The organism is Halobacillus sp. ACCC02827, from assembly GCF_030291935.1.
Classification (GTDB): Bacteria; Bacillota; Bacilli; order Bacillales; family Halobacillaceae; genus Halobacillus.
On sequence record NZ_CP128168.1, the window covers coordinates 253,413 to 266,576 of the forward strand.

General features: G+C 47.0%; 13 protein-coding genes. 6 read left to right on the top strand and 7 right to left on the bottom strand.

Annotated elements, in window-relative coordinates:
- Positions 1-16: 16 nt before the first annotated feature.
- The 4 genes from QRD89_RS01400 to nadB all read right to left on the bottom strand — a co-directional run bounded on the left by QRD89_RS01400 (position 17) and on the right by nadB (position 4,030).
- Positions 17-406, bottom strand: a complete 390-nt coding sequence (locus tag QRD89_RS01400) for an RDD family protein (protein WP_008637633.1) — start codon at positions 404-406, stop codon at positions 17-19.
- A 138-nt stretch (positions 407-544) separates the two neighbouring features.
- Positions 545-1,651, bottom strand: coding sequence for a quinolinate synthase NadA (gene nadA, locus QRD89_RS01405; RefSeq protein ID WP_286096149.1), 1,107 nt, complete (start codon positions 1,649-1,651; stop codon positions 545-547).
- Entirely contained in the window at positions 1,648-2,496 is an 849-nt protein-coding gene (gene nadC, locus QRD89_RS01410) for a carboxylating nicotinate-nucleotide diphosphorylase (protein ID WP_286096150.1), read from the bottom strand. Before nadC ends, nadA begins: the two co-directional genes overlap by 4 nt.
- Entirely contained in the window at positions 2,435-4,030 is a 1,596-nt protein-coding gene (gene nadB / locus QRD89_RS01415) for an L-aspartate oxidase (RefSeq protein ID WP_286096151.1), read from the bottom strand. Before nadB ends, nadC begins: the two co-directional genes overlap by 62 nt.
- Before the next feature lie 103 nt (positions 4,031-4,133).
- On the opposite strand from nadB, the gene QRD89_RS01420 reads away from it, so the two are divergent.
- Positions 4,134-5,252, top strand: a complete 1,119-nt coding sequence (locus QRD89_RS01420; protein ID WP_236096529.1) for an IscS subfamily cysteine desulfurase — start codon at positions 4,134-4,136, stop codon at positions 5,250-5,252.
- Positions 5,253-5,287: 35 nt separating this feature from the next.
- Here the strand turns inward: QRD89_RS01420 and QRD89_RS01425 are convergent, their stop codons facing one another.
- Positions 5,288-6,607 (bottom strand): TrkH family potassium uptake protein, encoded by a 1,320-nt coding sequence (locus tag QRD89_RS01425; RefSeq protein ID WP_286096152.1) that lies wholly within the window; start codon positions 6,605-6,607, stop codon positions 5,288-5,290.
- Between the two features lie 189 nt (positions 6,608-6,796).
- Here QRD89_RS01425 and QRD89_RS01430 point away from each other — a divergent pair, with 189 nt between their 5' ends.
- The 3 genes from QRD89_RS01430 to QRD89_RS01440 all read left to right on the top strand — a co-directional run bounded on the left by QRD89_RS01430 (position 6,797) and on the right by QRD89_RS01440 (position 9,473).
- Positions 6,797-7,615: an ABC transporter ATP-binding protein gene (locus QRD89_RS01430; protein WP_062515769.1), complete on the top strand. Its 819-nt coding sequence runs from the start codon at positions 6,797-6,799 to the stop codon at positions 7,613-7,615.
- Between the two features lie 55 nt (positions 7,616-7,670).
- Positions 7,671-8,153: a large conductance mechanosensitive channel protein MscL gene (gene mscL / locus QRD89_RS01435; protein WP_008636230.1), complete on the top strand. Its 483-nt coding sequence runs from the start codon at positions 7,671-7,673 to the stop codon at positions 8,151-8,153.
- A gap of 93 nt (positions 8,154-8,246) precedes the next feature.
- Positions 8,247-9,473 carry an MFS transporter gene (locus QRD89_RS01440; protein WP_286096153.1) on the top strand — a complete coding sequence of 409 codons (1,227 nt, stop codon included), beginning with the start codon at positions 8,247-8,249 and terminating at the stop codon, positions 9,471-9,473.
- A gap of 49 nt (positions 9,474-9,522) precedes the next feature.
- On the opposite strand, the gene QRD89_RS01445 is transcribed toward QRD89_RS01440, so the two are convergent.
- Positions 9,523-9,951 (bottom strand): BrxA/BrxB family bacilliredoxin, encoded by a 429-nt coding sequence (locus tag QRD89_RS01445; protein ID WP_026578878.1) that lies wholly within the window; start codon positions 9,949-9,951, stop codon positions 9,523-9,525.
- 12 nt (positions 9,952-9,963) lie between these two features.
- Positions 9,964-11,106 carry a conserved virulence factor C family protein gene (locus QRD89_RS01450; protein ID WP_062515766.1) on the bottom strand — a complete coding sequence of 381 codons (1,143 nt, stop codon included), beginning with the start codon at positions 11,104-11,106 and terminating at the stop codon, positions 9,964-9,966.
- A 172-nt stretch (positions 11,107-11,278) separates the two neighbouring features.
- On the opposite strand from QRD89_RS01450, the gene QRD89_RS01455 reads away from it, so the two are divergent.
- Both QRD89_RS01455 and QRD89_RS01460 read left to right on the top strand, forming a co-directional pair.
- Positions 11,279-12,199 carry an ABC transporter ATP-binding protein gene (locus QRD89_RS01455; protein WP_026578880.1) on the top strand — a complete coding sequence of 307 codons (921 nt, stop codon included), beginning with the start codon at positions 11,279-11,281 and terminating at the stop codon, positions 12,197-12,199.
- Positions 12,192-13,154, top strand: coding sequence for an ABC transporter permease (locus QRD89_RS01460; protein ID WP_008636240.1), 963 nt, complete (start codon positions 12,192-12,194; stop codon positions 13,152-13,154). Before QRD89_RS01455 ends, QRD89_RS01460 begins: the two co-directional genes overlap by 8 nt.
- Positions 13,155-13,164: the final 10 nt, after the last annotated feature.

Below are 13,164 nucleotides of genomic sequence, written 5' to 3' on the forward strand. Positions count from 1 at the left end.
TCAGGGGATTGTTTGCTTATTTCCGGCGTACAACAGTGCCGGCATAACGATCATGAGGGAAAATGGCGCCGCCATCCGCTTCAAAGGATTCTTTGGATTTAATATAATCTATGGTGCTGATGGTATCTCTATAGCCGATCCTTTTTGCAATTACAGCCGATGTTAGTGGAAGCCCGTCTGCATGTTCGAGTTTGAGTCCTGTCTTCTTGTAGCCGATCGTTTGGCCGGAGCGGCGTAGTTGGATGTACTCCAGCCCCCACATCATGAGGGTGGGAGTGACGATGGTATGGAATGCTTCGTTTTTTACCTTTTTACGTAGGAAATATTCCGCAGTGAGTGCTGCAGCAGTCGATATGGCAGTATCAATGAGGAATGCCTGCAGTCTTTTCTTTGTTAACGTCTCCATCAGGGCGGCACCTCTTCCATTTATTCGTTCTACGTTCGATTATAAACGAATGTCGAACGAAATGCCTCTATTATATGAGGCGTTCGTATCTACAGGAAGCGATGGTTAGATGGGAGAGCGATTCAAACGATCCTTTTTTTATACTCGCTCCAGCATTCTGGAGAGGGCCTTCTTCGCATCATTGGCGATATACTTGTCAACGGTAATCCTGTTTATTTCCTGTCCTGCATCAAGCGCCTCAAGTGACCAGAGGAGGTGAGGGAGATCGATCCGGTTCATGGTAAGGCAGGGACACATATTCGGATTCAAAGAGATGATGTGTTTATCCGGATGGTCCTTGATAATTCGCTTGACGAGATTCATCTCGGTACCAATGGCAAAGGCGCTTCCGGGAGGGGCTTGTTCAATCGTTTGGATAATGAAGTTCGTGGACCCGGAAGAATCCGAACGGGCGACGACTTCCCTTGTACACTCCGGATGAACGATGATGTGCATCTCCGGGTGATCCTTTCGAACTTGTGCAATATTAGAGGTGGTGAAATTTTCGTGGACGGAACAATGCCCCCGCCATAAGATTACTTGTATATTACTCCAATCACCGTCAAAAAGCAGTGTTTCTTTCATTGGATCCCAAACAGCCATGTTCTCTAAAGGTACTCCTAAATCATAAGCAGTATTTCGCCCAAGGTGCTGGTCGGGTAGAAACAGGATGCGCTGCTTTTGTGTAAACGCCCATTTCACCATTCCAGCCGCGTTCGATGAAGTTACCGTAGCTCCTCCATGCCGCCCGACGAATGCTTTGATCGCTGCTGTGGAATTCACATAGGTCAGTGGTAGAATCGAGTCCCCGAACACATCGTTCAGTTTCTCCCATGCTTTCTCCGTCTGCGCCTTTGTCGCCATGTCTGCCATTGAGCATCCAGCCCGCATATCTGGAAGATAGACGCGTTGATGTTCCCCTGTCAAAATGTCTGCTGTTTCTGCCATGAAGTGAACACCTAAAAAAATGATCGACTCTGCTTCTTTTTGCAATGCGGACTGTTGGGCCAGAACGAGTGAGTCCCCCTTCGTGTCGGCGAATTGAATTACTTCGTCCTTTTGGTAATGGTGGCCGGGGAGGAACACTCTTGCCCCAAGTTTCTGTTTGACCGCAATCGCCCGATCTTCCAGCTCTCTCCTTGTCATTTCTTTATACATGGATGGAATAGAAGGTGTCTCAACAGCTAATTGATCGAATAAATTCATCGTTTCACTTCCTTTCCTGTGCAGGTATTTGCACTGATATCGACGGCCTGATACGAGTGGGTGAGCAGGCCGAGTGACAGGTAGTCCACGCCTGTGTTTCGGTATGTGTGAAGAGTATCCATTGTAATACCGCCGGATGCTTCTGTGATGATGTCCGGCGGTACCAAGCCGGCTAACGCGGCCACTTGTTCCGGTGTGCGGTTATCGAACATAATACAATCGACTCCTGCTTCTACCGCTTCCCGTACTTGTTCGGCGGATTCCGTCTCGACTTCAATTTTCACCATATGTCCGACTCGGTCTTTCAACTGCTTCACGGCAGTCTTGATGGAACCGAAGCAGGCGATGTGGTTGTCTTTAAGCATGACGGCATCATATAAACCAAAGCGATGGTTGTATCCACCGCCTGTCCGAACGGCATATTTTTCAAACATTCGAAGACCCGGTGTTGTTTTTCGGGTATCACAAATCCGCGTGTGGTCACTATTCAGTTTCTGGACGGCCTGCTGTGTCGTTGTAGCAATTCCGCTCATTCTTTGGATCAGGTTTAAAATTACGCGCTCTCCTTGAAGGAGAGCGGACGGAGGGCCTTGTATAGAGGCAATATCCAGGCCTGGATAAAGTGCTTCTCCCTCAGCTGCCAATATCTCTACAGTAATAGAAGGATCGAGTACCCGAAATCCCTCGGTGATGACAGGTCCTCCGCAAAAACAGCCTGTCTGCTTACTTCGTATAATCATTTTTCCGTATGTTTCTTGGTCGAATAAAGATTCGCACCAATCATTATCCCCGACGTCTTCCCGCAGGAACGTTTCCAGGCAGTGTTTCAGTTTCAATCGGTTCATCGTCTATTTTCCACTCCTTCTTCCATACTTGAATAATTTGCTTCGAGCTCCAAGCGTCCTTCGTTTCCGGATAGTCGGTGCGTATATGGGCGCCGCGGCTTTCTTCTCTTTCCCATGCAGATTTGGTAATCAGCCATGCGGTCTGCATGAGAAAGCACAGTTCGGTCTGCCTGACAGACAGGGTGGAAAGGTCACAGAAGGCAAGGTCTTCCACCTCGTAGGATGAAAACCAATCCAACTGTTTCTGCAGGGATTTTTTGCTGCGGATGATGCCGACGTTGGCCATCATGTGCGTTTGGATCGTTCTCTGCTCCGGCATGTTCATCGGTTGTTTCTTTTTTTTCCGTTTAACAGGGGGACGGGGATACACGTGGGGAAGACTGTTCAGGTGCTCCGCCAGTCTTTTTCCGTAAACCAGGCATTCTAATAACGAATTGCTTGCTAGACGGTTTGCTCCGTGCAGACCGTTACTGGCAGCTTCACCGACAGCATAGAATCCGGCCAAAGACGTTCTTCCAACCGTATCTGTCTGAATCCCCCCCATTTGGAAGTGACATCCTGGAGCTACGGGAAGAAGCCCTTCTTTGATAGACAGGCCATGCTCCCTGCATCGTTTCGTAATGGCTGGAAATTTATTAGGGAAATCGGAAACACCACGAATATCTAAATAGGCGCTGCGGCCGGCGTTTCGCACCTCGTGGATCCGCTGTGCAACAATATGACGAGGTGCGAGCTCCAATAATGGGTGGACACCATCCATCAGGTTATTTCCAAATTCGTCAACCAGTACGGCTCCTTCTCCTCGGACTGCCTCCGATATCAAGCCTTTGGATTCTCCGTTTATGTAAAGCATGGTCGGGTGAAATTGAACGAACTCCATATCTGACAGTTGTGCACCAGCATGATAGGCGAGAGCTGATCCATCTCCTGTAATGGTAGAGGCATTCGAAGTATTCGGATAAACCTGGCCGCATCCACCTGTGGCCATTACGATATGGGCAGCGAGGAAAGTATGGACATTTCTATTCTGATCTTTACTTCGGACCCCGCAGCAACGTCCGTATGAATCTTTTATTAGTTCGAACACATGCTGATGCTCATAAACAGAAATGTTGGGAGGGAGGGTTTCGGCGAGGAACTGCATCAAGTACCTTCCTGTCTGATCTCCGCCGCTGTGCAGAATTCTGTTGTAAGAATGAGCTCCTTCCCTGCCGAGGGAGAAGTTCCCATCCTCTTTTAAATCGAACGGGCACCCCTCTGCTGATAGTTCCTTCATTACTCCGGGAGCCTGTTGGGTTAAATGGTGTACCGCTTGGGCGTCACTGATGGAACATCCGGCCTTCATCGTATCCTCGAAATGATAGAAAGGACGATCTTCGCTATCCAACGCCGCAGCAATTCCTCCCTGAGCCAGACGAGAGTTTCCATGCTGTAAATGGGACTTTGTGATAATTATCACATGTTTATCCCTGTGAAGATGTCTCGCAAGCTGGAGGGCGGAGGCGCCGCTGCCAATAATAATTACGTCTGCCATACTCATTCCAACACCTACTGTCTTTACACTTGTATTGACATTAATATTTACATAAGATGTATAAAAAGACAAGTGAAATTTTATTTATCGTTTATGAGGGGGAATGAGAGTGCACTACTTTGATTACGCGGCTGCTTGCCCAATTGAAGAGGAAGCATTGAGTGTTTATATCCATGCTTCTAAAAATTTTTTTGGAAATACCGGAAGTCTTCATGATATTGGAACAGATGCGAAACGCTTATTGGAACACTGCCGTGAACGGATCGCTCACATGGTGGGTGTAGAGAAAGCAGGTATTTACTTCACGAGCGGGGGAACAGAGAGCAATGAAATAGCGTTGAGATCGCTGCAGGCACTCCGCCCCAACAGGAGTGTGATAATAGCGGGAGGCGAGCATGCTTCCATTCAGTATCTCGTAGATCAATGGGAGGAGGAAGGCGTTTCGGTTACGAGAATCCCGTTTACAGAAGACGGTGTATTGAATATGGCGGTCTTGAAAGCAACCATGAATGACGAGACAGGGCTTGTTATCATGCAGCACGTAAACGGAGACATCGGTACGACACAGCCTGTGGAAGAAGTGAACCAACTTTGTGATACATATGGTGCTCTTATGCACTGTGATTGTGTACAATCCTTCGGGAAAAAAGATTTACGTGCTGTATCAAAGGTGGTAGACAGCCTTTCTTTATCTGCCCATAAGATAGGTGGTCCAACAGGGATCGGTGCTGTCTACATAAAGCCTTCCTTGAACGTCCCGCCTAAAACACCTTCTCCTGCACACGAATCCGGCATGAGACCAGGGACGGTTCCTTTACCAGGAGTGGCAGCATTTACAGAAGCAGCCGGTAAAAGTGTAGACAATCTTATTGAAAATCAACGGAAGATCAGCGAGAGAAAGCGCTGGTTCCTTGAGAGGATGCAGGAATGCCGGGAGTCATTCCGTGTCGTCGGCAATGGGAATGCCGTGGTGGGAATCTGTTTGAAAGGAGTGGAAGGTCAGTGGGCGATGCTGGAGGCGAATAGACTCGGCTACGCCTTTTCAACCGGCAGCGCCTGTCAAGCAGGTAAGACGCCTTATGCCCTAACCGCTATGGGAATGTCGAAAGAAGAAGCGAAGACATTCATTCGAATCTCTTTCCATCCTAGCCACACAAGGCAGGAAGTGGAGGGGCTTGCAACAGTTTTAAAGAAAACCATACATGCACACAACCTTGTGTGAAAAAACACCCTGCCATTGGCAGGGTGTTTGATTGATTAACCGGTCAATACTTCTTCTTTTGGGTACTTGATCGGATCCGGCCGTGGTTTTGTAAAAGCAAATGCAAAGGTAAGCGGCCCCAGCTTACCAAAAAGCATCAACGACACAAGGATCATTTTTCCGGCAATGGTCAAGTCTCCTGTAATTCCAGTGGAAAGACCGACTGTGCCGAATGCTGAAATGGCTTCAAACAAAATGGAAAGGAAGGAAGCGTCCTCCGTCATGTTTAAAAAGAAGGTACTGGTAAAGACAAGAAACACACTGCCTACCGTCAATGCAAGAGCCCGCATGACAAGTCTTGGGCGCAGACTTCTGCGGAAGAGAGTCAAATCTTCCTTGTCGCGGAAGAAAGCAAGGGTAGCAACGATGATAATCACAGCTGTAGTAAGTTTAATACCTCCGGCGGTAGAGGCGCTCCCCCCACCGATAAACATCAGCATGAGCATGAAGAAAAGCGAATCGTCTTCCATCGCTCCAATATCAATGGTGTTGAATCCGGCCGTTCTCGGCGTTACCGCCTGAAAATAGGAGGCTATCAGCTTTCCTGGCGTAGACATATTTCCTATTGTTTCCGGGTTGTTAAATTCCAAAACGAAAATCATGAGAATGCTGAAGACATTGATGGCAATCGTTCCGACAAGCATCGTCTTCGTATGGAGGGAAAGTCGATGAAAATCTTTGGTTTTCCACAAGTCAAAGACGACCGTGAAACCTACCCCTCCGATAATGAATAAAAAGGAAATGACTATATTGACGACTGGATCGGTAACATATCCGGACAGGCTGTCCGACCAAACGGAAAATCCAGCATTATTGAAGGCTGAAATTGCATGGAACGTGCTGACATAAATTCCTCTGGACAGCCCGAATTCAGGCACCCATCGAAAGGACAACAGGACGATGGCGACCAGTTCCATACTGATGGAGAAAATCAACAGCTTCTTAACAAGGAGGATGATTCCACCGACTGCCGTCTGGTTTAGAGACTGCTGAATAATCATTCGCTCTTTCAAGCCTATTTTCTTACCGAGAGCCATGAAAATAAGTACAGCGAAGGTCATGATTCCTAATCCACCTAATTGAATAAGCGCAAGAATGACCCACTGACCGACTAATGTGAATGCTGTCCCGGTATCGACAACGGCAAGACCTGTTACTGTCATAGCAGAGGTTGCTGTAAACAAAGCATCCCCTAATGTAATACCCTCCGTAGTAGAGAAGGGAAGCATTAATAGAAATGTTCCTAATGTAATAAAGAATAAAAAGACCAGGATTAGAATTTGAGGAGGATTCAATTCCGTTCTCTTCTTCTCCATTTACCGTACACCTTCTTCCATTCAAGTTAGTGCTCTTATTATAAGCGAATAAGTGGAAACGTAAAGATGTTTTTTATAAATGCCTGAAAGAGGGGCTGCTTGCGAAAAAAAGGAAGGAATTATATAATATTGATAATGATTTTCATTGTCGGAGATAGTTTCACGTTCACACTTAGGGAGGATTCCAGCATGGCAAAGCTAATGACAGAGCAGGTAGGTATCGCTTATGGAGACCATCATGTCGTCCGGGATTTAGATTTGGATATACCTGAAAATCAAATTACGACGATCATCGGACCGAATGGATGCGGGAAGTCTACAATTCTGAAGGCTTTGGCAAGAATCCACTCCGTTCAGGAAGGAAGCATTTATCTGGACGGGAAAGCCATAAAAAAAGAGTCGACGAAAGAAATAGCCAAGAAGATGGGTGTTCTTCCGCAAACACCGAAAGCTCCAAGCGGTCTGACTGTTTCAGAGCTGGTTTCTTATGGGCGGTATCCACACCAAAAAGGGTTTGGGAAGCTGTCTGATCACGATAGAGAAGTGATCCAATGGGCGCTTGAAATCACCGGAGTAGAAGAATTCTCTAACCGTTCCATCGATGCCTTATCCGGCGGACAGCGGCAACGGGTGTGGATTGCGATGGCACTGGCGCAGGAAACAGAACTGCTCATTCTTGATGAGCCGACAACGTACTTGGATCTTGCCCACCAGTTGGAAGTTTTAAAGCTTTTGGAGCAGCTGAATCGAGAAGAAGGACGCACGATCGTCATGGTCATTCACGATTTGAATCATGCGGCACGGTTTGCTGATTATATCGTGGCCCTTCGCGGAGGGAAAGTGATTCGAGAAGGCACTCCTGAAGACGTGATTCGGAAAGACGTGCTGAAGGAAGTATTCCAAATCGACGCGGAAGTAGTCCAGGATCCCCGGACGAACCGTCCCATCTGCTTGACCTATGACTTGCTTGGTTCGGTACCGGAAGTCTGTCAAAAGGCTGTTTTGTAGATCGATTCATAGCTTGTCTCCTCCTTACATACATTGGTGAGGAAGGAGGGCGTGTATGGGTCTCTTAAGGGAGTTTAAACAGTTTGCAATGCGTGGAAGTGCGGTGGATATAGGCGTAGGGATGGTGCTGGGAGCAGCATTCAGTGGCTTTATTGATTCCTTCGTCAAGGACCTTCTCATGCCTCCCATCGGTCTCCTGTATCATAAGATGGACATAGAGAATATGTTCATAAGTCTGAATGGTACAGCGTATTCTTCCAGATCAGCAGCGGAAGCAGCCGGAGCGCCCACGATAAATTACGGCCTTTTCCTTACGGCTTCTGTGCGATTTCTGATCGTTCTCTTTGCCGTTTTTCTTGTGGTGCGGCAATTAAACAGATGGAAGAAGCCGCATCAGGACCCGATGCTCTCTATGACTAAGAAGGAGTGCCCGTACTGCTGTTTGTCTATTCCCAGTCAGGCTGTCATCTGCCCTAACTGTTCTTCTTCCCTGTCTAAATATACAAAAGAGCCGCCGTCTAAATGGCGGATGAAGTAAAAGACGCCCCCCCGGGCGTCTTTTTTTATTTTTCAAGCAAGATATTCGCTTGGTTGGACACCATAATTATAAGAATGTAAATGAGGTGTAGGTATGGAAAACAAAGTGAGTCGTTGGTGTCTTATAAGTATGGCGTCCATCCCTTTGGTGATGACGCTTGGCAATTCCATGCTGATACCCGTTCTTCCCATCTTTGAGGAGAAGGTGGGGATCAGCCCGTTCCAGTCCAGTATCATCATTACGAGTTATTCCGTAGCGGCTATTTTCCTGATACCGGTCGCCGGGTACCTTTCCGATCGATTTGGAAGGAAGATCATCATTCTTCCCAGTCTGTTTCTTGCGCTGGTCGGTGGAATCATTGCGGGATTCGCCTCTTGGAAAGGGAGTGATCCTTTCTTTTGGATCATTCTCGGGCGCATCCTGCAGGGGATCGGAGCAGCAGGAGCAACGCCGATTATTTTGCCGCTTGTGGGTGATTTGTATAAAGACGATGACACGAAGACGAGTGCCTGTCTAGGAATCATTGAGACATCCAACACGTTCGGAAAAGTACTAAGTCCGATTCTCGGATCCTTGTTCGCAGTATTCTTATGGTTCTTACCGTTTTTTTCAATCTCTTTTTTCAGCTTGATTTCCATCATTCTTGTGTTCTTCTTCATTAAAGTTCCGAAAGGTGAGAAGGCGGAACCACAGCCGTTAAAGCAATTCATTCACAAGACGAAGGAGATCTTCGGGAAAGAGGGGAAATGGTTGTATCCGACCTTTCTGCTCGGAGCCTATGCTATGCTCGTTCTTTTCGCGGTACTTTTCTTCATGTCGGATATGTTGGAGAAGGTCCATGATATTAAAGGAGTGAAGAAGGGGTTCATCCTTGCCATCCCTCTATTCACTTTATGTGTGGCTTCTTTCATAACAGGTAAGAAAATAAAAGGGGACACGAAAGTGATGAAGTGGGTGCTCTCCATATCCTTAAGCATGATCGCAGCCAGTGTATGCTTTGTAGGCTTTGTCAGTGACAGGTTGGTTCTGCTGCTCGTAGTCACCAGTGTGCTTGGTATTGCAATCGGGTCAATGCTGCCGACGCTCGATGCGCTTATTACGGAGGGAATCGAGAAAGAAGAAAGAGGCACGATTACCTCCTTCTATAGTTCCTCCCGCTTTATCGGGGTTGCTGCCGGCCCGCCTTTAATGTCTTTATTAATGAAGAATTATTTGAATGTCAGTTACATTGTCAGTGGAGCAATCGGCGTGGTTCTGCTTTTGCTGGTCCTGTTTCTGGTGAAAGGAAAAAGCGAGGAAGAGGGGTCGCAGCCTGCTTAGCGCATATAAAAAAGAGCGGAGCACAAAAGGCTTCCGCTCTTTCTTGTATTTAGCAAAACTTGTTATATGCCCCGGTCAGGTTGGCTGTGATTTCTTCTACTTCGTAATCTTCAATTTCCTCCCGCGGGATAAAGTGAAGGACTTGTCCATCTTTCAGTAATGCCATGGAAGGGGAGGAAGGTTCATATCCTTCCAAGTATTCTCTCATTCGGGCGGTCGCCTCCCTATCCTGTCCGGCAAAGACGGTTACAAGGTTCTCAGGCCGCTTCTCGTTATGGAGTGATTCTCGAGCCGAAGGACGGGCCAGTCCTGCTGCACATCCGCAGACAGAATTGATGACCACAAGCGTAGTTCCTTTTGTCTCACTAATAAAAGTATCCACTTCTTCTGGTGTGGTCAGTTCCTGAAAGCCGGCATTAGTTAATTCATCTCTCATCGGTTGGGAAATTTCTTTCATATAGGCTTCATATGGGTTCATCACTTTTGCCTCCTATTGTTCTTTTTGTTTCGTTGCCTGTGTCATTTGGTGCCAGACGGATCCTTTGGCTTCTTCTCCACCTTCGATTCGTTCGATGGCCATGTTAATCTGCATTTTTACTTCGAACTCAGGGTCATCAGCCGCTTGCTTCAAAGCCGGAAGGGCAGATTCATCTCCAAGCTCATAAAGGAACATAGCTGCCCGCCAGCGGACCAGGCGGTTGGCATCGGACAAAGATTCGATCATCGGAGGCATCGCTTCTTTGAAGCCAAGATCTGACAGGCAGTCGCCGGCAGTACGGCGGACTGTTACGGAAGTATCCTGCAGAGCCTTATAGAGGTAGGGGAGTGTTTCCACTTCTTCGATCATGCCTAAGTAGGCGGTCGCCAAACGACGGATGGATGCCTTATCGTCATCCAGCGCTTTGTCGAGAACTTCATAATCGTCTGCTGTCGGTTCCATACGGTCGAGGGCTGCATAGCGAACCTTCCAATCGGCATCGTCCAGTGTTTCGAGTGTGATTTTCGACTCGGAAGGATGCTTTTCGACGGGATTCGTTTCTTGATCAAACGCTTGTTTAACAAGGTCTTCCAGTCGTTTCTCGTCGTAGCTTGCAGATAATTCTTCTTTTACCTGCTCTCCGATTTCTTCTGTACTCCCGTATCTCGGATTCTGTTCGATCCATTTCCTCTCCATGATCATATTCGGAGAGGCTGGTGCTGCTTTCATCGCTGCATTCATGAAACGTTCCGGCAGACCGACACGGATTTCCTCTTCGCCTTCCTCCAGTTTCACCTGCATCGGAATGCCCCGGAACTGTTGAATGTAAACTCTGACTTCCCCGAACGGATCATCATTCCCGGCGCCTTTTGTTTCTTCCGGCTGCTCCGGAACGACAGAACCGAATACGTGCCTCACTTTCGGGAGGATATCTTCCCAAGCTGTACGGCCGTTTCGTTCGAGTGCAAGAAAATCGGTCACATGATAGATCCCTTTGACTCCTTCAATCTCAAATAAATGCTGGATAAAATCGGGAGCATCTGTTAAATCGTCTCCCTTTTTATAGTTGTGAGCCTTACCATCCGGCAGTTTCTCATTTACATTGATTTTCATTGAATTTGGACTGGGCGTCGGTTCGATCGATACGATTTTCACTTTATCATTCCCCCTAAACGCTCATTTCTTTATCTAGTTTAACAAAGATAGACGACAGCTTCTATGCAGGAGCTCCCGAGAAGGAGTTTTTTGTAAAAAAATTCTTAAATAGTGAAACTTTTGTTGTCTGATGTCGTAGATTAGGTGTGTCGAAGAAAAAGGAGGGGTTTTCTTGACGGAACCCGTAATGCAGTTAAAGAATTTGAAGAAAACGATAGGGAAGAAGCCGATTATTAAAGGACTGGACTTTGATATTTACGGTGGGGAAGTATTTGGTTTCCTTGGTCCTAACGGTGCAGGGAAAACGACCACCATCCGAATGATGGTCGGTTTGATCGGGATGACGGAAGGAGACGTCATCATTAAAGGGCACAGCGTCCGTAACGATTTCAAAGATGCGATCCGTCACGTCGGTGGTATCGTGGAGAATCCGGAAATGTATCCGTTTATGAGCGGTTGGAAGAACCTGCTTCACTATTCAAGAATGATTCCGGGTGTTACGAAGGAACGGATCGAAGAAGTGGTCCGCCTCGTCGGATTGGAAGGTCGGATGAAGGATAAGGTAGGGAAATATTCTCTAGGGATGCGACAACGCTTAGGAATTGCACAAGCTCTCTTACATAATCCTTCTGTCCTGATCCTCGATGAACCGACGAATGGATTGGACCCTTCGGGCATTCGGGAGATTCGTGCTTATATCCGTCGTCTAGCCGAAGAGGAAGGTGTAGCGGTAATCGTATCGAGTCACATCCTTTCTGAAATGGAAATGATGTGTGATCGAATCGGCATCATAAAGAATGGAGAGCTCATTTCCATTCAGACCGTTAATGAAGCTTTGCAGCAGACGGATAAGAAGGAAGTATCGATCGAGGCGGAGCCGTTGGAGGAAGCAAAGGCGGCTTTGGATGAACTGACCGATACGAAGACGGTACTCGCTAAAGAACAGCTTACCCTTACGATTGAGAAAGAGGACATCCCGCGCGTTATTGCCGGTCTTGTAGCGAAGAATATCAACATCTACAGTGTGAACGTGAATCGTTCGACGCTTGAGGATAAATTCCTTGATTTGATTGGAGAGGGAAAGATTGAATAATTTTATACAGTTAGTTAAAAATGAACAAATGAAGTTATATGCCCAGAAAGCGACATGGATCATGCTTATCGTTTTAGGTGTGCTTGTCATAGCGTTCGGCGCGCTGCTTAAAGTGGACGAGTCATTCACAGGTGGAGATGCGCCGACAGGAGACAACTGGAAAGAAGAACTTCAGGAGCAGAACGCGCAGTTGACAGGGGAGACAGAGAGCGGCCAGGCTCCGGAAATCAAGTATCCTAATTATTATGATGTAGAAGAGAACCAGTACCGCATTGATAATGATATTAAACCGGTGGAATACAATGTCTGGTCCTTCGTTCAGGAGAATCGCGGTCTTGTTTCTGTAGTAAGCTTATTGACGATTATTGTAGCGGCAGGAATCACAGCCAACGAATTCCGGTGGGGAACGATCAAGCTGCTGTTGATCCGTCCGATCTCCAGAGCAAAGATACTGTTGTCTAAATATGTATCGGTATTGATTTTCGCTCTTACTGCACTCGTAGTTTTATACGTTCTTTCCTTCTTGTTAGGGACGGTATTGTTCGGCTTCGGAGATCCTTCACAGGCGTATGTCTTCAGCCAAGGTGGAGAAATGCAGTCTGCGGAAATATTCTCCCATACACTTAAGCAGTACTTATTAAGTTCTGTTAACCTGCTTATTATGGCAACGTTTGCCTTTATGATATCTGCTGTCTTCCGTAACAGTGCGCTGGCCATTGGTGTAGCAATCTTCTTGATGATGGCTGGAAATATGATCATTGTTTTCCTTGCAGACAAAGATTGGGCGAAGTATATTCTGTTTGCCAACACGGATTTGACGGTATATTTAGAGGGCACACCTATGTTGGAAGGTTTGACAGCAGGCTTTTCCATTGCTGTACTGGCCGTATATTACATCATATTCATCGTGCTCGCTTGGACATTCTTTACGAAGAGGGATGTTGCTGGAGCCTGATGATCAGGAG

Bases quoted from the DNA above. Each gene is read 5' to 3' on its own strand.
- QRD89_RS01400 (WP_008637633.1), bottom strand. From the start codon at position 406: ATGGAGACGTTAACAAAGAAAAGACTGCAGGCATTCCTCATTGATACT.
- nadA (WP_286096149.1), bottom strand. From the start codon at position 1,651: ATGAATTTATTCGATCAATTAGCTGTTGAGACACCTTCTATTCCATCC.
- nadC (WP_286096150.1), bottom strand. From the start codon at position 2,496: ATGAACCGATTGAAACTGAAACACTGCCTGGAAACGTTCCTGCGGGAA.
- nadB (WP_286096151.1), bottom strand. From the start codon at position 4,030: ATGGCAGACGTAATTATTATTGGCAGCGGCGCCTCCGCCCTCCAGCTT.
- QRD89_RS01420 (WP_236096529.1), top strand. From the start codon at position 4,134: ATGAGAGTGCACTACTTTGATTACGCGGCTGCTTGCCCAATTGAAGAG.
- QRD89_RS01425 (WP_286096152.1), bottom strand. From the start codon at position 6,607: ATGGAGAAGAAGAGAACGGAATTGAATCCTCCTCAAATTCTAATCCTG.
- QRD89_RS01430 (WP_062515769.1), top strand. From the start codon at position 6,797: ATGGCAAAGCTAATGACAGAGCAGGTAGGTATCGCTTATGGAGACCAT.
- mscL (WP_008636230.1), top strand. From the start codon at position 7,671: ATGGGTCTCTTAAGGGAGTTTAAACAGTTTGCAATGCGTGGAAGTGCG.
- QRD89_RS01440 (WP_286096153.1), top strand. From the start codon at position 8,247: ATGGAAAACAAAGTGAGTCGTTGGTGTCTTATAAGTATGGCGTCCATC.
- QRD89_RS01445 (WP_026578878.1), bottom strand. From the start codon at position 9,951: ATGAACCCATATGAAGCCTATATGAAAGAAATTTCCCAACCGATGAGA.